Origin of the sequence: Streptomyces sp. G-G2, assembly GCF_030063135.1 — a bacterium.
GTDB lineage: Bacteria > Actinomycetota > Actinomycetes > Streptomycetales > Streptomycetaceae > Streptomyces.
Genome location: NZ_JASISO010000075.1, coordinates 1 through 19,870, shown reverse-complemented (window position 1 = coordinate 19,870; position 19,870 = coordinate 1). Strand labels below are relative to the sequence as shown.

Genomic DNA, 19,870 nt, shown 5'->3' with positions numbered 1-19,870 from the left:
CCTTCAACTCGTCGTCGATCCGGGCATAGAGTGCTGTGGCGAGGGTGTCCAAGTCGGTCTTCACACACAGACTCTGGATGCCCTCGTCCTATGTCCGCAGGTCATCCCTTGGACTCATTCATCTAGGGGCGTTGGCACTGCTGCGTCCGTCGGCCGACGCGGCGGGGGACGTGTGGCCGGTGAGTCCGAGCGTCGGTCTGGCTTCGCTTCTCGCTTCGATGGAAGCGGACGTGGCAATGCAGCAGGCGCAGGTGGAGGCGGCGCGTGCCGCGATAGCCGCGATAGCCGCCGATCACCAGTTGGAGCAGAGCGGAGACGGGACCGTCGTCCTGCAGGGAATCGATGCCGTTCGATCTCGTTTGGAGGAATTGCAACGGTCAGCGCAGTTCGAGTGCCTATCACTCAATCCGGGCGGTGCCCACCGGCCGGATGCCAGAGATGTGGCTGCGCCTCTCAACGAGGAAGCACTGCGGAGGGGCGTTGCTATTCGAGCAATATGCCGGGACAGCTTCCGCAATGACAGCGACACACTCGCCTATGTACGCTGGCTCACGGAGCGCGGTGGGCAGATGCGAACCGTACCGATCGTGCCGCTGCAGATGGTCGTGGTCGATCGGAAGACCGCGGTTCTTCCCTTGAACCCGAAACAGCCCCGGGACGGTGCCCTCGAGGTCCGCAGTCCTGGTGTCGTGGCGCTTGCCCAGGCCCTCTTCGAGCAGCTCTGGAACGCCGCGACTCCGTTTGGTGAGTCGGCTCAGGAGGACGACCACGGCCTTAACCCGATGGAGCGTCAGCTGCTGGAGATCATCACTGCTGGTGAAACGGATGAGGTGGCCGCGCGGGCACTGTCGGTGTCGTTGCGCACGATCCGTCGCATGATGGCTTCGTTGATGGACCGCCTTGAGGCCACGAGCCGGTTCCAGGCCGGTGTCCAGGCCACGAAACGCGGCTGGATCTGAGTCCCGGATGCGTGCGGCCACCGCCAGAGCGGGCGGTAGCGCGCGGCACCAGCTCGGGTACGGTCCCATGGCGCGGGGCCACTGCCCGCCCCTGAACTCCTCCGCACCAGAGGCGGGGCGGGGGCCCAAGGCCCGCAGCCCCAGTGTGCCGTACGGGGGGCGGCGGTTCGTGGCTGCCGTTGACACTAGCCTCGGATGAACAGACGGATGGTTGTCACACCGTCAGCGGCTCGGCCGCATGGGTGACGTTCGTTCCGTCGGCGGCCGCTGACATCGCGTGCGGTTCGTCGGACGCGGTGGTGCTGTACCAGTGGCAGGTGAAACGCCGGTCGGAGTGGTGGTAGCCGATTGTGACTGCGGAGGCGTTTGACGGGCGGACGATATACGAGTGGCCCCAGTGCGTGAATGCTGCGGCACGGTGGCTGCTGAGTGTGACGGCCGGGGACAGAGACGCCTCGAAGTAAAGGTGCACAGCGTTGGCCGGGGAGTCGCCGATGAACAGAGTCTGGCTGAAATCGGCCTCCGGTGTGGTGCCCAGGTCGTACTCGACCAATGTCCGGGCAGGGCCCGCCGAGGTCGTGTCACTCAGGCTTGCGGTGACGATCTGGGTTCCCAACGCGTACTCCGCCTGCGGCAGCACAGACGTGAACGACAATCCGCCTGGTTGCTCCCGCATGAACGTTCCTAGGATGCTGGCGCGAAGAGCGTCCGCCTCCGCGGAGACTACCGGTTCCGCCAGGACACGGAGCCGTGAGGGGATGAAGGCGCGTATGCCGGGGTAGCGCTGGCGCAGGGCGTGGGTCAGGCCCACGATGTTCTCCTCTGGACCGAGGGCACCAATCGTTTCCGACACGACGACATCGGGAGGCGTGCCGATGTCCGCCTGGGCCGCGTTGCCCTGCACGACTTCGACGCGGTCGAGATGCGATGCCTGCAGGGCCTGCTTCGCAAAGGCCGCCGTGTCCTTGAGGTACTCGACTCCGATGACCGTTCCCGCGGTCAGCTGAGAGGCCATGGCCGCCAGGATGCCCGTGCCCGTTCCGGCGTCGAGGACACGATCACTGTCTGCGAGCACCTCCACCATGGCGTCGTAGAACGCGGTCAGCCGAGTGGCGTCTGCGAGCATGCGTGCGTGGTGATGCGCCTCGAACATCAGATTTTCTCCTCAATCGTGCGCTTGGCAGGAAGCGTTGCCTCGATGCGGGTGTTGCTGAGCCAGTGGAAGACACTCGGCCCGAGAGCGACGACGACGGCACCGACGATGATGAAGGGCCACTGCAATCCGACTGCGCTGGCCAGGAGACCGCCCAACACTGCTCCCAGGGTGGAAGCGCCGGTCGACAGCGTGCGGAAGACAGCGGTGACGCGACCGAGCATGTGGTCCGGGATGAGCCGGGCCCGCAGGCTTACGCCGACGACCGACTGGGTCACCACGACGAACCCGTCCACCGCCATCAAGGCGCTGAGAACGATGGGGTGGTCGGCGAGTCCCACAGCGGCGACCGCCACGCCGGACACGACGGTGGTCCACAGCAGGGTCGTACCGGGGCGTGTGAGCTTGCCGATGCGGTCGCCGTACACGCCGCCGAGGAAGGCCCCGATCGCGCCACCGGCCAGGATGAGACCGAAAACGGAAGGGCTCGCGCCCAGACGTTCGACCACGGTCAGGGACAGGAGGCTGTAGGCGGCCGAGCTTGCCAGGTTGCCGACGCCGAACAGGACACACAGGCTGATGAGTAGAGGCTCGCCAGTGAAGCCACGCACTCCCGCCTTAAGGTCTTCGGTGAAGGTGGTCGGGGGTCTGCCGGATGCCCGCTTGCTGCTTGTAAGGGGGAGCACGACCAAGAGGAGTGCCGCCACGGCATAGCCGGCCGCGCCCAAGGCGAAGGGAGCGGCGACGGCGAGTGCGAAGAGGCCGCCGCCCAGCGGGGGGCCGACGAAGCTATTGGCCACGGTGTAGGTCGCGTAGAGCCGGCCGTTAGCCCGTTCGAGCTGATGGTCCTCGACGAGGCTGGGCACCAGTGCCGAAGAGGTGTTGTCGTAGAGAGTCTCGGCGAGGCCGAACAGGAACGACAAGGCGTAGAGCATGACGATGTGCACATGTCCGGTGGCCAGGGCTAAGGCCAGCAAGCCGACGCCGACGGCGCGGGTGATGCTTGCTATGCGGAGCAGGAGTACGCGGTCGACGCGGTCTGCCAGTGTCCCCAGCGGTATCGAGAGCAGCAGCCATGGCAGGTACTGCATGGCGGTGATTGTGGTGATTGCCAGTGGGTCGCGGGTGAGGGTCAGGGCGACCAGTGGTGTGGCGGACAGCAGCATTCCGTCGGCCAGGTTCGACGTGGCTGTGGATGCCCACAATTGCCGGAATCTGAGCCAGGCTGCTTGGTCGTGCGTCGAGTCTGACATCGTCTTTCTCCCATGAGCTTGCGCGGTCGTGCCGTGACGCTACAGGCGTCTCTTCAGGGCCAGCGAACGAGTTGGGTGCGCTGCTGGCCGAAGGTTTTCGTTGCGGCACGACCGTTTTGGGGGCGCAGGTGCACGCTGGCTCGGTTCCTGGTGGGTGGGGCAACGGTGGTGGACACGGGTCCCGGAAGTTGTTCTCGCAACTGCGGTCCTGCGGCCTGATCCTGGCCGCAGGCAGGCGGAGGGGGCCGGTTTGCGACTACGCGGGGGCCATGGTCTGCGTGAGGCGGCGGACGAACTCTTTGTCCAGGTCGAAGTCCGTGGACGGGGGAAGATACATTGAGGAGCCGTACTGGAAGACCCGGGCGTCGGCAGCCAGCTGGCCCAGCTCTCCCCGGGTGACCTCCGCGCTGCGGCCGGGGGCCGAGGCCGAGAGCACGGCGTAGTAGGGGTGCTGTGCGTCGAAGGTACTCAGCAGGTAGTCCTGCAGCAGTGCCAAGTTGTTCGACCTCCACGGCTCCTCGTAGTCGACGCGGGCGTTGCCGACCGAGGCGGGATGGTAGATCAGTACGCCCAAGGTGGGGTCGAGCTTCACCCGGTACATCAACAGGCGGTTGGAGTCGATGACGGTCGTACCACGGGAGAGGTAGTCGACGTCCAGATCCGTGGCAATGGTGTCGAAGCTGGAGACGCCGGGTACCACCTCGACCACCAGGTCGGCGGTATCTCGCGCCAGCTGCACGAGAGCGCTGGTGTTCGACACGCCGAGGTGCGGCGTGCCCGGCACCAGATAGGTGACGCTTTCGTGTTCACGAGACAGGTCAAGCAGGGAGTGAAGGATAGCGTCGTAGTTGTCCGAGTCGACTCCGTTGAGCTGGTAGAGGTGGGAGATGTCCATGATCTGTCGTCCGCCCAGGCTCGACAGCCACTGCTTGATACCGGGCCAGGTGGCCGAGTAGACGACGACGTCGGCCGAACGAATGGCTTCCACTCCTGCAGCCGTGATGTCGCGGGGCGACAGCATTCCGGTCCCCACAACGATGATCCGGCGCGTGCCGTTGGTGGACCGCTCGTGTGCTGTAGAGGTCATGACGTCGACTCCTTTGAGATCAGATGACGGATGAAGGCTGAACTTTCCAAGTGGGTGGCGTGAACGAGCGGCCCCACGGGCACCGGGTGCAGTGCGAGGCGGCGCGCAAAGGCCTCGACGACCTCGGCGGCTGCGGCCTCGTCCGTGGCGTAGGGGACAGTGCTGACCGCGTCGGACAGCAGGTTCTCGACGCTCAGGGTGTTGAACGCCTTGACGACCTGCGCGTAGGGCAGGGCGCGGGTTATGTCGAGGCAGCCCGCCCCGAAAGTGAAGGGGGCGCTCGGCTCCGCGCTCCACGGGTTGGTCGCATCGATGACCGTCCGTCCCGCGGCGAAGGCGGGGAAGCGTTGGCTGAGACGTACTGCGACGGGGTGGGGGAGTGCCAGTACCAGCAGGTCACTCGCTCCCAGGAGCTCGGCCATACTGGTGAGGAAGGAGGAGGACTCGGCCAGTTCGGGATGAGCGCGTGCGCGTGCGGCCGCGCGGTCCAGATCCCGACTCGTTGCCCGCACCTTTATCCCGTGACGTGCCGAACGAGCCGCGAGGGCCAACCCGAAGGTGCCGGCGCCGATGATGCCGACATTCATCACCGGGCCCCGGCTTCCTGGCGGCTCGTGACCGACATGGCGTACCGATGAGCGCGTTGGACGATGTGCCAGCAGACCTCTAGCTCGGCCGCATCTCGCGGTGCCCAGATCATGAGTGACCGTTCGTGAACGATGTACCGGACGAGGAGATGGGGGATCGCCCACCCCTTGGTGAGCAATTCGGCATGGTCCTCGGGACTGAAGACAGCGTGCAGAGAGCCGTCGTGGGGCGGGTGGAAGTGCAAGAACTCCGTCCCGGCCATCAGCGCGCCCTCCACCGGCTCGTCGGTCATGTGGAAGGCGACACTGCCAGGGATCGCCAGGAGCGTGCGCTGGACGCGGACTCCGGACAGCTGTTCCGCGCGACGGATGAGTTCGTCGCGGGCCCGGGGGTCCCCGTTCTGGGATATCTGCTGTTGCGGCACCTCGAGGGTCGTGCGCGGGGCCGTGCCCAGCCGAGGCGGCAGGCTGCCAGTGGCACCTCGGCCGCTCGTGATCCGCTCACGGAACACCGCTGAAGCTGGCAGCTCGTGGAGGAGAGCGATCAGTTCAGGCTCTGTCAGAGCGAGTTGCAGCGCACCGAGATTGGCCCGAATATGTGCCACGTCGCCCGAGCCGGGCAGGGGAACAACGTGGGGCCCCAGTTCCAGAAGCAGTCGCAACAGCAGTTGCCCAGGGGCACTGCGCCCCATTCGGTGCGGTACGTGCCCCAGGACATCCGACAGGAAAACACGCCCGTGGTCGAACGGCTGGTGCCCCAGGAAGGCGATTCCGGCGGTAGCGGCCGTGTCCAGTACCGCGAGCGTGGACGGGTCCACCTGCTGCGGAGACAACCGGTTCTGCACCGAGGCCACGGGCCCGGTACCCAGAGCCTGTGTCAGCTGCTCGGCCGACACATTGCAGACACCTACCTCACCGATGTCGCCCTTGGCACGCAGGTCCCACAGAACGCCGAGCGATTCGTCGAGCGGCACCTGGCGATCGACACCATGCAGTTGCACAAGGTCGAGACGCTCCCGCTGCAGGCGGGCGAGCGATGCATGGATCTCCTCGATGAGTCTGTTCGGTGTGGCGTCGACAATCCAGCTCTGGTCGGGTCCGCGGTGCTTCCCCACCTTGGTTGCGACCAGTGGCGGATCGGCCCTTCCCCCCAGCGCCCGGCCGATGATCTCCTCGGACCAGCCGGGACCGTAGGAGCCCGCAGTGTCGATGAGCTCGACTCCGCTGTCACAGGCCACACGCACTGCGGTGACCGTGGCCTCGACATCACGCGGGGGACCCCAGATACCGGGACCGCAGAACTTGTTGCCGCCCAGTCCGATGCGGTGGACCGGTCGCAAATTGCCGATGGTGACGTGCGTGGCGACGTTCACGGCCCAGCTCCGAAGGATGCGTCGGTGTCCGGTGTCCTCAGCCGGACAGGGAGGGTGATGAGTGAGCGTCCCAGGGCCTGTTCGGTCCACTCGGGAGCGGATCCAGCAAGGTCCAGGCGGGTGAGGTACGGCATGAGGGCCTGGAGCATGGTCCCCATCTCCATGCGCGCCAATGTTGCTCCCAGGCAGTAGTGCCGACCGTGGGAGAAACTGAGGTGCGGGTTGGGGCTCCTGCGCAGGTCCATCAAGTGAGAGTCGGCGAAGACACGGGTATCCGTGTTGCACAGCCGTAGGAACACAGCGATACGCGCTCCCTCCGGCAGCACGGTTCCGCCCACCTCGATGGGCTGGCGCGCGATGCGGGCCACCACATGGGCCGGGGAATACAGGCGCAGCAACTCCTCCACAGCGGTGGGCAGGACTTCGGGCCCCGCTCCGACGAGAGCCCGCACGCGGCGCGGGTCCCACAGGAGCGCGAACGCGATGTTCGCGAACAGGTTGGCGCTGGTCTCGAACCCGGCCAGAAGCAGCAGAGACACAGTCGCCCGCACGAGGGCACCGTCCTTCCCGCACGCCTCCTCGATCCGTGTCAGCATGCGCTGATTGATGCAGGCTGCCCCCATAAGGGCATCCGTTACCGATTCCAGTTCGGAAGCCACCCGGTCGAGGAAGCGCTTGTCCTGGTCCCCGGTCGAACGAACACGGGCAGCGAGGTCCACCACATTTGCGACTGCCTCGTCCGCGATGCCAAGAACACTGCAGAGAATCTCCACCGTGCAGGGGACGGCGAAATCCGTGATGACGTCAGCCGTACCCTTCCCAGCGAGCTGTGTCATGAACGCTGCAGCGCGACGGTCACTTAGCTCTGAAAGGGGCGCGCTATCAAGTGCCCGGCGCGTGAATTCTGCGTCGAACGCCGACCGCAGGCGCCGATGCACAGACCCGTCCAGGAAGACGAAGAACCGTTCCGCGAGCTGGTTCCACGGACTTCCCGTGGTCTGATAGTCGAATCGCGGCTCGGCGTGTGGGTCGCGGAGAACCCGAACTGCCTCGGGGTGGCCGGTCACCAGAAAATCTCCACGCGATGTACGCGCGATGGGAGGTGCGGATTTGAGAGCCTGATAGGCGGTTTCCGCGAACACATCACCGGGATCTTCGGTGGGGTCGAAAACTGGCAGATGACTGTACTGCGCCACGAGTGTCATTTGATTGCAAATCCGACGACGCTGCAGCGAAAATTGTCACCGGCTGCCGGGAGAACCGGATTGACGCGGTGCTCCACCTGGCCACTGAGAATTACGAGACGGTTGGGGCGCGCGGCGTAGAAGCGTCCGCTGCCGATGTGCATGCGCCGCTCCTCGGCCGGATCGGCGCGAAAGTCCGGGCCGATCACGGCACCGACGGCCTCGTAGTCCGGTCGGCCGCTGTCGCTGAGCGCCGCCCGGGCCTGAGTGGAGACTCCGAGCTGGGACTTTCCGTCCATGACCATGAGCTCGCCGCCCCAGGACGAATCCCAACGTGGATGCAGATAGAAGATGTACGCTCCGCTTACCTGATCGGTGTCTGCATGCCAGAAGAGACCAGCACCGGCTCCCATGGCCACCACTTTCCCCGTCAGGATGCGACTCCCAACCACACCCGAGCCTGGCCCATCACTCAGAGGCGTTTGCGCGTTGCGCAGGTCCTCAACGAACGAACCGATCGGTTTCAGGCCCGGAGGCGTCGTCTCCTTCTCACCGCGCAGCACCCCCGCGCTCTGAATGATCGGGAGTCCCGGCGGACCATAGGGCTTATTCCAGCCGGAGTCATGAATAGAAGAATAATTAATGTACTGAACACTCTTGCTCAAACCCCCGAAGGCGTCCTGATCAAGAAAGTCATCCACCACCAGACAGGTGCTGTCACTGTAGGTGACACGCATCAGGAATAATCCTTCCGAGGCAGGACGCCTTCAAGCGTCATTCCGTGAGGTTAGGAAATCCGTGCCAGGACGTCCGCCGGAATCGCCGAAAGGCAGCGCGGCCAGCTCAGAGCCTCGATCTGCTCGTCGGAGATTTCGATGGTCCGGACCTCGTGCTCAATAATCGCGTTCTCGTGCATCTGTGATACCTCTTCCCGGAGTTGTGGCGGTGCGCCACCTTCCTGGTGGCGCCCCTCTCAGGAATAAGAATCCTCGATGGTGATGCCGATGTCACGGGGTATCGATAGGCGTCAAGGTGCCAGGCAACTCACTGCCATATGGCAGCTGCCGATCAGGACCCGCAGGTGTACGCACAGGGAGGCGCCCAACCAGATCATCACCGGGGCCGTGCCGGACACCGGCCACTACCAGCTCACGTTCGACGGAGAGCGCCTGGCTCTCAAGGCCGACTGACTGGGGCTCGCTCTGCACACACCCCATGCCCACATGGTGGCAGAGCCCGTGGAGATGATGCAGGTCCGCCTCACGGGGTATCCGCATCCAGATGCCGACGATGTGGCCCTCACCCCGCCTCCAGGACGCACTGGACCGACTGGACGTGCACACCCTGCCGTATGAATCGCCGGGCCCCCGGACTGTCGATGAAGGCGGGTGGCTGGAGAGTATGCCGGTGATCGTCAGTCCTTCCTGGGGGCTTCCTCCGCAGCCCGTACTGGAGCGGTTGCATCCCGCGCGCCCGCACGACGCGCGGTAGACCCCGCCGCGGGGGGGGTGCCAATTGTGCGCGGACAATTGGCGGTGATCGACCTGCAGGCAGCGCTCAGCGCCTGGCTGCACTTCACGAAGAGCATCGGGCCGTGGGCACCTGCTGGGCCAGCGGACAGGGCTCTCGATGTGTACCCGACAGGAGTGTGCGTCAGTACCGGCCGCGGCGGGATCGTTTCCCCGGTGAACCCGTACACCCAGCCGGGTGAGGTGCCTCCCGAGGCCGTGGGCAGGCCGGGAACAGGACCGCTACACCAACCCGTGTGATCAAACCTCTGATGACGCGCGGTCTGCCCGCGCTCACCCTCGCCGCGCTGCCCCTGCTCACCACCGCTCCCGCCACCGCCGCGACCACTGCCCAATCGACCGCGGCCGCGGCCCCGGCTGCTGTTGCGACCGTGGTTGTGGTGCGGAGGGATCTTCCGGAGGCGCCGTCCGCAGCTGTCGCCCGGGCGGAGCTGACGGAGCTGATGGTGGAGGCCCCGCACTCGATGACCGGCTACAGCCGGGCGAAGTTCCCGCACTGGGCGCAGCAAGGTGAGCGGTGCGACACCCGTGAAGTCGTCCTGGCCCGCGACGGCCAGGACGTCCAGCGCGACTCGGAGTGCCGGGCCGTATCCGGCACTTGGGTCAGCCCGTACGACGACAAGGTGCTGACAAGCGCGAGCCAGGTGGACATCGACCACATCGTCCCCCTCGCCAACGCCTGGCGAAGCGGCGCTGACCTGTGGGACACGGCGAGGAGGAAGTCGTTCGCGAATGACCTCGAGGGCCCGCAGCTCCTCACGGTGTCCGCGGCATCGAACCGGTCGAAGGGGGACCAGAGCCCTGACCAGTGGAGTCCGCCGTCCCGCGCCTATTGGTGCACGTACTCCCGCGCGTGGACGCACATCAAGTACACCTACCAGCTCGCCGTCACCGAACCCGAGCGCGATCAGCTGACCACCATGCTCGGCACCTGTTCCTGAAGCTGCACCCATTAGGCCCGGCGGCCTGGAGCACCGTCTCGTCGCTGGTAGCCGAGCGCCCCGTGACGGTTCCGGCGCTTCGGACCCGCTCGTTGAGGCTGAGTAGCTGCACGCGGAGTGGAGCAAGTCGAAGATCGCCATGGGCTGCGGCGGTGAGTCCCGGCGCAGTTGCCAAGAGGAGGAGACGCATTCATGACGGGTCCCGAGCAGTGGCGCACGCTCTGGAAGAGGTACGAGGAGCCCAAGACCAGGAACGCCGTCACAGAGGCCTGCAGTGGCCTTGCGAGCTTCACGGAGAGCGGCTGTCAAGATCCTGCAGACACGATTGCCCTGGCCATCGTCGGAGCGGAAGCTTCCGAGAGGCTGCGTGGCGCCCTGGAATCCGACTGGGCTCTCTACACCCCGCAACAAGCTGCCGTTGTCGCCTCCGCCCTGTTCGCCCAGCTCAACGCGACAACGGACGCCTTCGAGTCGCTCCGTCGTCTACTCCAGCACGCCGAGGACCGCCGCGAGACCGCGTTCACCGCGGAAGCGGATGCCCACCTGAGGAACGCCGCGGCAGCCGTCGCCTTCACCTGCGGCTTCGGCCCTGGCGTCGTGAACTCCCTGAATGCGGGCCCGGACCTCTCCCGGCTGCCCGCCGACGCGCACGAGACGCTCACCGTCGTCGCTGCCCTTCTCGGTCCCGCCGCCAAGGTGACGGAGAACCACGGCCCTGGCGAATACATCGAGGACGACCGAGGGCTCGGGTGCGGGTGCGAGATCCGGTTCGAGCATCGAGGTCAGGGGTGGAACTTCCACTGGGGCAATTGCTGCTGGAATCTCGTACGCGAGGAAGACGGCGAGGTGCTGGAGGACAGCGGCAACACCGGATGGAACGAACTCGGGTCGACCGACAGCACCGCGCACCCCCAACACCTCCTGGCACTGATCCGGGCCAAGCTCGACGAGACCTCCTGACCAGGAAGACAGAGACTGTGCAGACGAGGCACGCGGCCCTCAACATCGGCGACGAGCCGATCAAGAACATCCGCTTCACCTGGGGCGGCGACTACCCCAGGGAACGGCGCCACCTCGAAGGCTGGGGGACCGCTGTAGAAGTACCCGCCCTCCTCGCCCTCCTGGACAAGGTCGTCGCCGGCGAGCTCACGGCCGAAAAGGCCCGCGTCGTCCTCGGTTCACTGGCGGAGAAGGTCGTGCTCGCCTGCGACCCGGAGGAAGCCGACCCCGTCAAGCGTGCCGCCGCCCGCTGCTTCGGCGACTGCGACGAGTGCGTCGCCCGGAAACCGGAGTTCGACCGCCGCCTCCACGAGGTGCTTGTGCAACGCGAGCGGTACCGCGACCAGACAGCCCACCCATGGGCTGCCACCCGGTCCGCACTCCATCGGATCGACTGTCGGGAAGTGAAAGCCTTGGGCGCCTCCCGCGGCGGCCTGTTCACGGAGTCGGGCGAGACCAACCCCGACGAGTACGACCGGCATCTCCACTGGTTCACACACGACGAATGCGAGAGCATCCCCTGCGAGGGGCGCACCGTGTTTGCCCGACATGAGGCCGCCTCCTGGATCGCGGAACGCACCGGTCCGAAGGGCGGCGAGCGCTTCAAACTCTGCGGCAAATGCCAGCCGGAACGGCCCGACCGCGCCTGAATGCAGAGCCGGGCGGGTGGTGCTAGTCGGCGGCAGCCGCAGGGCCCTGCCCGAACGGCGGAACGTCCTCCACTCCCACGTCCAGGCGCAGCCGCCGGAACCTGAGGGGATGCCGGTATACGCCGCCGCGATCGATGGACCGATCGGCGCTGACTTCGGCCACCATCTCAGGGCGGACCAGGACCGCGTCCAAGACGTCCTTGCTGCCCCACGACGCGGCGAATCTCACGCCCTCCCACGGGTGCCCCGGAGCGGCCGGGACCAGCTGGACGGCGACCTGGCGGGCCGCGTCGGGGCGCAGCGGGACGGTGCGGCCCACGGTGCGCAGCCGGCCGGTGTCGTCGTGGCGGCCGAGGATGAGGAGCTGGGGCCGGGCAAGGCTGCCGGTGACGGCGCCGATCACGGCCTCGGTGGTGTCCCTTCTCCTGACCTTGGTCCACGCTCTGGCCCCGGTGACGTACCGCTGTCCCATGGCCTTGACCACGAGACCCTCGACGCCTGACACATCGGTCCAGTTCTCCAACCACTCACGGGCCTTGGCGACATCCGTGGTCATGGGACAGAGCGTCCACGGCGCGGTCAGAGAGCGGGCGGCGAACAACGCCTCCAACCGTCTGCGGCGCTCCCTGTAAGGCAGTGAAAGGAGCTCTGTGCCGTCCTGCTGCAGGATGTCGAAGACCACGTAGTAGGCGGGCAGGCGAGCTGCGAGGGTGGCGGCGGAGCCGCTGCGGGCTGCGGCCCGGCGTTGCAACCCCTCGAAGCTCAGTTGTCCCGCCTCCGGATCCCACACCAGGAGTTCGCCATCCAGGACCAACCCGGCGGGCAGCTGCTCCACGGCGGCCGCGACGACGTCGGGGAACCGGTCCTGGACGAGAGAGCCGCGCCGGGTCTGGAGCAGCACACGCCCGCCCGGCTCGGCCGGTGTGAAGAGGATCGCTCGGTGGCCGTCAAATTTCTGCTCGTACGCGGGATTGCGCAGCACGCCCGGTCCCGGTACGGCCTCGGCGGCCTGGGCGAGCATCGGTTCCACAGGGGGCAGCAGCACCATGCCCGGCTCCTCCTTCGTGCTCGACGGCCTGGCGCCAGCCTGAACCGGGCAAGAAGCCATGACGGGTCGCCGCGCCAGACGGCGGACCGGGCGGACTCGACTGGCGGGGCGGGCTTCGTCGCTCAGCGTGAACGACCCCTGTCGGATTGTCAGAGGTGCCCTCTACCGTGAAGGCAGGGATTGCCGTCAAGGGGGAGGGCACGCCGTGGCCAACATCGTCTGGCACACCACGTACAGGTTGCTTCTCGATCTCAAGCAGGAAGACCTCGGGCACGAGAACTTCGATGGCCTGTGGAGCCTGCTCTACAAGGCGGACCGGATGGCTGCCCAGCGCAATGTTCCGGTCTCCGAGCGGGGGCTCCAGTGCGGTGGCATTTGCAGGGACGCGGGCGTGGTCGCGTGGATGTACTTGCGGCAGCAGGCCAACGGCCGTCGCGAAGCCGTCCATGAGCGTGCGGAGGACGAGGAGCGTCACAAGGCGCCCATGAGCGATGAGCACAAGGCGTATCAGGAACGGATTCTGCGGGCGGCTGCGGAAGGCGGCTTCGACGGTGACTGCGAGGTCCGCACACCCGTGGGGCGCAGCAGTTTCATCCAGACCGACACCCTGATCGAGGGTGCAGATGGAAGGCGCATCGGGTGGGAGGTTCAGCTGTCTTCGGCCGCAGCCGACGGGCCGTCTAGCGTGAAGGCTCGGGCCTCGAAAGCGGCGAAGCGGGGTATCACCCCGGCTTGGCACACCGACCGGGCGGACTACGCTCGCCGTAGCGATACGCAGTGGACTCAGAGCAACGACCTGCCCGCCCATGTCATCGCGAAGATCGGCGACCTGCGTGTCATCTCCGGCTACCGGGCCCTGGACTTCTGGGTCTGTGACCTGCGGGCGGTCTACCCGTGCCCGGACGGGGTCCGCCGGTGCGGCAAGCCGCACGTCACTCCCAAGCCGCGTGACGTGCTGTTCGACGACCTTGTGCGTCGAACGGCGGCGGGAACGATCGTTCCCGTCGAGTTCCTCAGGGGGACCAAGGTCGACCGGTTCTGGGTGACCGATGCGGACTGTGACCGCCTGGCCGACTTTCAATCGGGCGTCATCGTCCTGCCCCCGACACAGCCGGGCGACTCCAGCTCGAAGTCGAGCCCCAACCTGCCCACATGTCGCCCCGCAACGATCCTGGGCGAGTCCGCCCCGGCAGTGGCCCTCGCATCCGATCCGACCGCTCTGATCCCTCAGCAGCGAGCCTTCGCGCCAGCGCCACCCCCGGTCGGGACCTTCGCCCATGTGTCCCAGCCGCTGACGCACCCCGCAGTCTCGGCGCCTTCGCCGCCCGCGCTGGGGGAGGCCAGCCACGGGGAGCCGGAGCCCGAAGAGGTGACACTCCCGAGCGTCGACTTCCCCACAGCAATCGAACAGATTTATGATTCAGGCGGGACCACTACCGCGCCCGCATTCCCCGACGACCTCCTTCAACTACAGGAGCGCCTCCACCGCGCCCACGCCGAACACCGTGCCTACCTGGCAGAACTGCCCTGGAGCGTGGAACCCATGGCTGGATGGACGCGCGGTGAGCGGTTCTCCCACCGCGGCGACGTCCCCGACAGCCCCGGCTGGAGCGACGAGCAGAAGGAAACGGTCGAACGGATGCGGGCGGAGCTCCGGGAGCTGTCAACCACGGTCGTCGACCACCCCCACTGGGCGACCGTTCCGCGTGAAAACCTGGTGAACGCCCGAATGCAGCTCAAGAAGCAGACCCGCCCGGTGGAACCCGATGACGTGACCGAGGCGGCGTAGCCCGTCATGCCGGCATTCAAGGGTCACCCGGATCTTCCTGGACCGCGGTGACTCCGCCGGGCGGATCAGCCTGTTCCCCCACGGAACAACCGGAGCGGAGTCCAGGGCATCCACTCCGACCAGCCGGGTGGAGGTCGGTGAGCCAGGCGTCGTCAGCTACGAGTCGTGAACCGAACAGCCCCCGGAGGAGAAGCAAACCGGGTCATGGATCAAGGACAGGCTCTGCTGATAGACCTCGTTCCACCCGGCGGCGTCGTAGGGGTGGACGATCACCGGCTGTTCGGCGGTCATCCCGCCCTCTGCCGTCATGATGTAAGGGAAACGGTAACGGGCGGCGGTGATCCTCGGGTCTGTCCACGGGGAGAAGGCCACGGAGGGGTTCACCCACAACCGGGCGACGCCGTTCACGTCTCCTTCCAGGGCGAGGAACTGGTGACCGACAAGCCACGTCACCACCTCCCGTAGCCGCGCGACGGTGACGTTCAGCTCGTCGGCCCAGTGAGCGAAGTCAAAGAGGACTGGCCCGCTGCCCTTTAGTCGGCCAGACAGGATGTCCAGCACGTTCCTGGTCGTCCCGTCGTCGCTTCGGCTCTTTTTGCCGGTTTCCCGTTCCTGGATGCGACTGAGGAAGCCAGCGGCCATCATCGCCGGCCCGCAGATGGTGCCGAAGTCGCACGTGCAGCTCGTCACGCCAGACCCAACGGCCCAACACCACCGCAGATTTCCCTGTGCCTGAAAGCTCACTCGGATGGCGGGAAGCAGCTCGGGGAGGCTCGGGCCGCATGAGGCCGAGATGACGGCTCCTGACGAGACGACGCGGGGCGACCCGGGTGACCGGAGGACGGCCCCGCCGCGCGGCGGGAAAGAAGGAGGGCGCCGCCTGAGCGACTGCCAGCCCGGGCCGCAGGCGGAAGAACGTTCCCCGAACACGCGATCCTGCCGAATCTGGCCAGTGCAGTGCATTGCCGCCAATCCCCAGCGATTGGGCCACAGCAGCGCTGACCTCCAGCTACACAAGACCAAGGGGCTGTCGTTCGCTGCCCCGTGAAGGTTCTGGCGGGGGGACTGGACAGTTGCTGACGATCAACGTGGCAGTACTGCTGGTGGTCATCGTCGCCCTGCGGCTGCGCCGTCGCACCGAGGCCCGGAGCCGGTTCGATGAGAAGATGACCGTGGTCATCGTCCTGGCCCTGGGCGTCATGCTCGCCCCCACCGAAGTCGGCCAGGGCATCGCCCACTTCATCGGGCAACTCGTCAACGGTGTCTCCCAGGCCAAGCTGTGACCACCCCTGGTCAGCTCCCTCGTCGAGCCGAACAGCAACTGGCCCTGCTCCGGCATGTAGGCGCTTTCCACCCTGGGAGGGGGCGGTGAGTGCGCGTCGTCGTCCGGTCCGGCGCTTCGGCCGCCAGCCCCGACGGCGGAAGAACCAGCATCTCGAGCAGCTGCTTCGCCGCTCTCGCGGCCGCGGTCGTGCTCAGCCTGGCGGCTTCCGCGCTGCGGTGGCTGGCCGCTCATCCCTGGGCCGTGGCCGCGGCGCTCCTAGCCGCGGGGGCCGTGGGCGGGGCCTGGGCGTGGCGGCGGAAGGAGACTGCCCGGTGGGAGCAGGTTCGGGCGAGTGGTCTGCGTTACGCGCTCGGTCAGCTTGACGGTCTCCATCACCGTGCGTTCGAGTTCGCGGTCCGGGATCTGATGCGCCGCGATGGTTGTACGGACGCGAGGCAGGTCGGCGGCGGGGATGAGGGTCCCCGTCGCGGTCTCGTACCCGCGGGCGATCTCGTCCTGGCGCAGCTCCTGGCCGTCGATCTCGCAGACCTTGCGGTAGCGGATCCGGCCGCCGTCGGCGGTGTGGATCTGCCGGAAGCTGATGTCGTGGCTTTCGGTCGCAGGCACCACCTTGATCGGGATGGTGACCAGGCCGAAGGAGATCGCACCAGACCAGATGGGACGCATCGAACCTCCGCGCGCGTGGCCCCCTGGATACAGGGTCGCACCGCCCGCTCTCTACCGCACGTGATCTGCTCGTCCGTACGGGGCAGCCGGGGCTCGTGCCGGTGGATGGGCTGCGCTGACCAGGGGAGGTCCGCAGCCTCCAGAGCGGGTAAACAGCCCGGTAAAGCGGGTGGCGGGGCGTGAAGACAGATCAGCGATGGGCTGGCGGGAACGGTCCGGCGCGCCGCTGCGTTACTGAACGCACGTGTCCGATTGCTCGAGGCGGGGATGGTGGGGGATGGATCCGGTGACAGTTGGGCTGCTGGTGGCGCTGGCGGGTGGGGCTGGTGGTGAGCTCGGCCGGCAGGCTTGGGCGGGGCTGGGTGCGGTGGTGCGGCGCCCGTTCCGCCGGGAGGACGGCGGGCAGGCCCTGGCCATCAGCTCCGGGGAAGTGGAACTGGAGCGGCTTGACGAGGAGCCTGCTGACCAGGGGCGGGCGCAGGCGTTGAGTATGGCGTTGGCGGTGCGGGCCGCTGTGGATGCGGACTTCCGTGACAGTCTTGCGGCCTGGCTGGAGCGGGCCGCTTGGGTCCAGGACAGCGGGGCGGTGACGAACACGGCCAGCGGTACCCACAACGGACCGGTCGTCCAGGGCCGGGATTTCACCAACTTGACCTTCACCACCGCGCCCCCGCCCACTGGTACTTCCGCAGACGGCGTGCCCGGCCAGGCACGGTGACCGGGATGACCGACAGCACTGAGGGCGGTACGACGAGCAACACGATCAGCGGCGGGATCTTCTTCCACGCGGTCATCCAGGGCCGGGACATCACCGTGCAGCTCCCGCCCGCTGTAACCCCGGCCCTGTCAGGGCTGCCCGCACCGGCCCCAGCCTTCACCGGCCGAGACCAGCACGTCGAGCAGCTCCTAGCCGCCCTGGCCCCCACCACCGATGGGGGCGGGGGTGCGGTGCTGGTGAGCGCGGTGTCAGGCCTGGCAGGTATCGGTAAAAGCGAACTCGCTGTGCAGGCCGCCACCCTGGCCCTGGGGCAGGGGTGGTTTCCCGGCGGAGTGCTGTTCACCGACCTCGCCGGCTACGACCCCGAACGCCGCCTCACCCCGGAACGCGCCCTTGAAGGACTCCTGCGCGCCCTGGCGATTCCCGGTGAGCACATACCCAACGGCCTGGAAGACCGCCAACGCCTCTACCGCAGCGTCCTGGCCGCCTACGCCCGCGAGAACCGGCGCCTCTTAGTCGTCATCGACAACGTCTCCACCGCCGACCAGGCCGCACCGCTCTTGCCCACCGACAGCATCACTGCCGCCCTGGTCACCTCGCGTCACACCCTCGATGGCCTCAATGCCCGCTTCCACGACCTCGACACCCTCAACGACACCACCTCCACCGACGTACTCGACCAGGCCCTGCGCCACGCTCGCGGCGACCACGACACCCGCATCGCGGACAACCCCCAGGCAGCCGCCACGATCGCCCGTCTCTGCGCTGGTCTTCCCCTCGCTCTGCGTATCGCCGCAGCCATTCTGGCCGCGGCCCCTACCCGGCCCGCCGCGTCCCTGGCCACCGCCCTTCAAGCAGAGCACAGTCGGCTGGACAAGCTGGCCCGCCCTGACCGCGCCGTACGGGCCGCCTTCGACCTGTCCTACCAGCAGCTGCCCGCCAGCCAGGCCCGACTGTTTCGTCTTATGCCCCTCAACCCCGGCCCCGACCTGTCCACCGGCGCCGCCGCCCACCTCGCCGACACCAACACCGACGCCACCGAAGAACTCCTGCAACACCTCGCCGAAGCCCACCTCATCGAACCCGCACTGGTCTGGGGCCGCTGGCGCATGCACGACCTGGTCCGCCTCTACGCAAGCGAACACGGCCACACCCACACCACCTGCGACCAACGCGACATATCCCGCACCCGCCTCTTCACCCACTACCAGGACACCGCCCAAGCCGCCGACACTCACCTGCAAACCCTCCCGGGCCCCCGCGACCCCCGCTTCCCCAACCGCGCCACGGCCCTGGAATGGCTGGACGCCGAGTACCCCAATCTGACCGCCACCGCCACCGCGGCACCGGCTCTAGGCCACCCAGAGATCAGCTGTTCCCTCGCCTACGATCTCAGCCGATACCTTGACTACCGCCGCTACTTCGACGACCAGGTCACCCTCACCGCCACCGCTCTCACCATCAGCCGGGAGTTCGGCGACCGCCACGGCGAAGGCCAGGCGCTGGGCACCCTCGGTAGGGCCCTGCAGAGGGTGCGGCGCTTCGAGGAAGCGATCGACGCCCACACCCAGGCCACCACCATCTTCCGCGAGCTCGGCGACCGCCACAGCGAAGGCCAGGTGATGAACAACCTCGGCCTTGCCCTGCGGGAGGTACGGCGCTTCGAGGAAGCGATCGACGCCCACACCCAGGACCTGGCCATCTGCCGCGAGCTCGGCGAACGCCACGGCGAAGGCCAGGGGCTGGACAACCTCGGCAGCGTCCTGCAGGAGGTGCGGCGCTTTGAGGAGGCCATCGACGCCCACACCCAGGCCACCACCATCTTCCGCGAGCTCGGCGACCGCCACGGCGAGGGCCAGACGCTGAACAACCTCGGCCTTGCCCTGCGGGAGGTGCGGCGCTTCGAGGAAGCGATCGACGCCCACACCCAGGGCCTGGCCATCTGCCGCGAATTCGGCGACCGCCACAGCGAAGGCCAGACGCTGAACAACCTCGGCCTTGCCCTGCGGGAGGTGCGGCGCTTCGAGGAAGCGATCGACGCCCACACCCAGGACCTGGCCATCTGCCGCGAATTCGGCGACCGCCACGGCGAAGGCCAGACGCTGAACAACCTCGGCCTTGCCCTGCGGGAGGTGCGGCGCTTCGAGGAAGCGATCGACGCCCACACCCAGGCCACCACCATCTTCCGCGAGCTCGGCGACCGCCACAGCGAAGGCCAGACGCTGAACAACCTCGGTAACGCCCTGCGGGAGGTGCGGCGCTTCGAGGAAGCGATCGACGCCCACACCCAGGCCACCACCATCTTCCGCGAGCTCGGCGACCGCCACAGCGAAGCGCAGGCACTGAACAACATCGACACCGCGCTGCAGGAGATGAGGGGGCACTTCGAACAATGACATCGCACACTACGAGCACTGGCTCGGCCACACCATGCACTTCCGCCAGCTGCAGCGCGGAACCTCCGACCAGATCCGCGACAAGCGATCGAAACCGAACGCACGAGCGTCGTTCCGGACTCGCTTAGTGGTCGACGCGCGAAGTCCTTCGGGGGTTGACTCCGGAGCCGGTGGTGAGTGTGGCGATTCTCGAGGGCATCAAGCGTCCGTATCGGGCTGCGTCCCTGCTTGGAACAGGTGAACATTGACGTTC

General features: G+C 67.1%; 18 protein-coding genes and 1 pseudogene. 8 read left to right on the top strand and 11 right to left on the bottom strand.

Annotated elements, in window-relative coordinates; all coding sequences use genetic code 11:
- The first annotated feature begins 236 nt into the window (after positions 1–236).
- The gene (locus tag QMF80_RS35825) at positions 237–959 is read left to right on the top strand and encodes a LuxR C-terminal-related transcriptional regulator (RefSeq protein WP_283461245.1); all 723 of its coding nucleotides are present in this window, start codon (positions 237–239) and stop codon (positions 957–959) included.
- 214 nt (positions 960–1,173) lie between these two features.
- Here the strand turns inward: QMF80_RS35825 and QMF80_RS35820 are convergent, their stop codons facing one another.
- The 8 genes from QMF80_RS35820 to QMF80_RS35785 all read right to left on the bottom strand — a co-directional run bounded on the left by QMF80_RS35820 (position 1,174) and on the right by QMF80_RS35785 (position 8,512).
- Complete coding sequence (locus QMF80_RS35820) at positions 1,174–2,112, bottom strand: methyltransferase domain-containing protein (RefSeq protein ID WP_283461243.1); 939 nt, start codon at positions 2,110–2,112, stop codon at positions 1,174–1,176.
- The gene (locus QMF80_RS35815; protein ID WP_283461241.1) at positions 2,112–3,365 is read right to left on the bottom strand and encodes an MFS transporter; all 1,254 of its coding nucleotides are present in this window, start codon (positions 3,363–3,365) and stop codon (positions 2,112–2,114) included. The genes QMF80_RS35820 and QMF80_RS35815 overlap by 1 nt, the downstream gene beginning before the upstream one ends.
- 256 nt (positions 3,366–3,621) lie before the next feature.
- The gene (locus tag QMF80_RS35810) at positions 3,622–4,452 is read right to left on the bottom strand and encodes an SAM-dependent methyltransferase (protein WP_283461239.1); all 831 of its coding nucleotides are present in this window, start codon (positions 4,450–4,452) and stop codon (positions 3,622–3,624) included.
- The gene (locus QMF80_RS35805; RefSeq protein WP_283461237.1) at positions 4,449–5,039 is read right to left on the bottom strand and encodes an NAD(P)-binding domain-containing protein; all 591 of its coding nucleotides are present in this window, start codon (positions 5,037–5,039) and stop codon (positions 4,449–4,451) included. The genes QMF80_RS35810 and QMF80_RS35805 overlap by 4 nt, the downstream gene beginning before the upstream one ends.
- Positions 5,039–6,412 (bottom strand): aldo/keto reductase, encoded by a 1,374-nt coding sequence (locus QMF80_RS35800; protein WP_283461235.1) that lies wholly within the window; start codon positions 6,410–6,412, stop codon positions 5,039–5,041. Before QMF80_RS35800 ends, QMF80_RS35805 begins: the two co-directional genes overlap by 1 nt.
- Positions 6,409–7,608 carry a cytochrome P450 gene (locus QMF80_RS35795; RefSeq protein WP_283461233.1) on the bottom strand — a complete coding sequence of 400 codons (1,200 nt, stop codon included), beginning with the start codon at positions 7,606–7,608 and terminating at the stop codon, positions 6,409–6,411. The genes QMF80_RS35800 and QMF80_RS35795 overlap by 4 nt, the downstream gene beginning before the upstream one ends.
- Before the next feature lie 5 nt (positions 7,609–7,613).
- Entirely contained in the window at positions 7,614–8,333 is a 720-nt protein-coding gene (locus tag QMF80_RS35790; RefSeq protein ID WP_283461231.1) for a 2OG-Fe(II) oxygenase, read from the bottom strand.
- A gap of 50 nt (positions 8,334–8,383) precedes the next feature.
- On the bottom strand, positions 8,384–8,512 hold the full coding sequence (locus tag QMF80_RS35785) for a hypothetical protein (protein WP_283461229.1): 129 nt from the start codon (positions 8,510–8,512) through the stop codon (positions 8,384–8,386).
- Between the two features lie 864 nt (positions 8,513–9,376).
- Between QMF80_RS35785 and QMF80_RS35780 the strand changes: the two genes are divergently transcribed.
- From QMF80_RS35780 to QMF80_RS35770, 3 genes are all read left to right on the top strand, one after another.
- Positions 9,377–10,066, top strand: coding sequence for a GmrSD restriction endonuclease domain-containing protein (locus QMF80_RS35780; protein ID WP_502962988.1), 690 nt, complete (start codon positions 9,377–9,379; stop codon positions 10,064–10,066).
- Between the two features lie 192 nt (positions 10,067–10,258).
- Complete coding sequence (locus tag QMF80_RS35775; protein ID WP_283461225.1) at positions 10,259–11,026, top strand: hypothetical protein; 768 nt, start codon at positions 10,259–10,261, stop codon at positions 11,024–11,026.
- A 17-nt stretch (positions 11,027–11,043) separates the two neighbouring features.
- Positions 11,044–11,715: a hypothetical protein gene (locus tag QMF80_RS35770; protein ID WP_283461223.1), complete on the top strand. Its 672-nt coding sequence runs from the start codon at positions 11,044–11,046 to the stop codon at positions 11,713–11,715.
- A 22-nt stretch (positions 11,716–11,737) separates the two neighbouring features.
- On the opposite strand, the gene QMF80_RS35765 is transcribed toward QMF80_RS35770, so the two are convergent.
- Positions 11,738–12,763, bottom strand: a complete 1,026-nt coding sequence (locus QMF80_RS35765) for an ATP-dependent DNA ligase (protein ID WP_283461221.1) — start codon at positions 12,761–12,763, stop codon at positions 11,738–11,740.
- 205 nt (positions 12,764–12,968) lie between these two features.
- On the opposite strand from QMF80_RS35765, the gene QMF80_RS35760 reads away from it, so the two are divergent.
- A complete protein-coding gene (locus QMF80_RS35760) occupies positions 12,969–14,552 on the top strand; it encodes a DUF8825 domain-containing protein (protein WP_283461219.1) in 1,584 nt (527 codons plus the stop codon).
- A 156-nt stretch (positions 14,553–14,708) separates the two neighbouring features.
- Here QMF80_RS35760 and QMF80_RS35755 read toward each other — a convergent pair whose 3' ends face one another.
- Positions 14,709–15,242: a hypothetical protein gene (locus QMF80_RS35755; RefSeq protein ID WP_283461217.1), complete on the bottom strand. Its 534-nt coding sequence runs from the start codon at positions 15,240–15,242 to the stop codon at positions 14,709–14,711.
- Positions 15,243–15,625: 383 nt separating this feature from the next.
- Here QMF80_RS35755 and QMF80_RS35750 point away from each other — a divergent pair, with 383 nt between their 5' ends.
- Positions 15,626–15,835, top strand: a complete 210-nt coding sequence (locus QMF80_RS35750; protein ID WP_283461216.1) for a hypothetical protein — start codon at positions 15,626–15,628, stop codon at positions 15,833–15,835.
- Between the two features lie 440 nt (positions 15,836–16,275).
- On the opposite strand, the pseudogene QMF80_RS35745 reads toward QMF80_RS35750, so the two are convergent.
- Positions 16,276–16,503 (bottom strand): annotated as a pseudogene (locus QMF80_RS35745) (Ku protein); the annotation flags it as partial.
- Positions 16,504–16,780: 277 nt separating this feature from the next.
- Here QMF80_RS35745 and QMF80_RS35740 point away from each other — a divergent pair.
- Positions 16,781–17,221, top strand: a complete 441-nt coding sequence (locus QMF80_RS35740; RefSeq protein WP_283461214.1) for a hypothetical protein — start codon at positions 16,781–16,783, stop codon at positions 17,219–17,221.
- A gap of 5 nt (positions 17,222–17,226) precedes the next feature.
- Positions 17,227–19,617 carry a tetratricopeptide repeat protein gene (locus QMF80_RS35735; protein WP_283461212.1) on the top strand — a complete coding sequence of 797 codons (2,391 nt, stop codon included), beginning with the start codon at positions 17,227–17,229 and terminating at the stop codon, positions 19,615–19,617.
- The last annotated feature ends 253 nt before the right edge of the window (positions 19,618–19,870 follow it).

Bases quoted from the DNA above. Each gene is read 5' to 3' on its own strand.
- QMF80_RS35825 (WP_283461245.1), top strand. From the start codon at position 237: ATGCAGCAGGCGCAGGTGGAGGCGGCGCGTGCCGCGATAGCCGCGATA.
- QMF80_RS35820 (WP_283461243.1), bottom strand. From the start codon at position 2,112: ATGTTCGAGGCGCATCACCACGCACGCATGCTCGCAGACGCCACTCGG.
- QMF80_RS35815 (WP_283461241.1), bottom strand. From the start codon at position 3,365: ATGTCAGACTCGACGCACGACCAAGCAGCCTGGCTCAGATTCCGGCAA.
- QMF80_RS35810 (WP_283461239.1), bottom strand. From the start codon at position 4,452: ATGACCTCTACAGCACACGAGCGGTCCACCAACGGCACGCGCCGGATC.
- QMF80_RS35805 (WP_283461237.1), bottom strand. From the start codon at position 5,039: ATGAATGTCGGCATCATCGGCGCCGGCACCTTCGGGTTGGCCCTCGCG.
- QMF80_RS35790 (WP_283461231.1), bottom strand. From the start codon at position 8,333: ATGCGTGTCACCTACAGTGACAGCACCTGTCTGGTGGTGGATGACTTT.
- QMF80_RS35785 (WP_283461229.1), bottom strand. From the start codon at position 8,512: ATGCACGAGAACGCGATTATTGAGCACGAGGTCCGGACCATCGAAATC.
- QMF80_RS35780 (WP_502962988.1), top strand. From the start codon at position 9,377: ATGACGCGCGGTCTGCCCGCGCTCACCCTCGCCGCGCTGCCCCTGCTC.
- QMF80_RS35775 (WP_283461225.1), top strand. From the start codon at position 10,259: ATGACGGGTCCCGAGCAGTGGCGCACGCTCTGGAAGAGGTACGAGGAG.
- QMF80_RS35765 (WP_283461221.1), bottom strand. From the start codon at position 12,763: ATGGTGCTGCTGCCCCCTGTGGAACCGATGCTCGCCCAGGCCGCCGAG.
- QMF80_RS35740 (WP_283461214.1), top strand. From the start codon at position 16,781: ATGGATCCGGTGACAGTTGGGCTGCTGGTGGCGCTGGCGGGTGGGGCT.
- QMF80_RS35735 (WP_283461212.1), top strand. From the start codon at position 17,227: ATGACCGACAGCACTGAGGGCGGTACGACGAGCAACACGATCAGCGGC.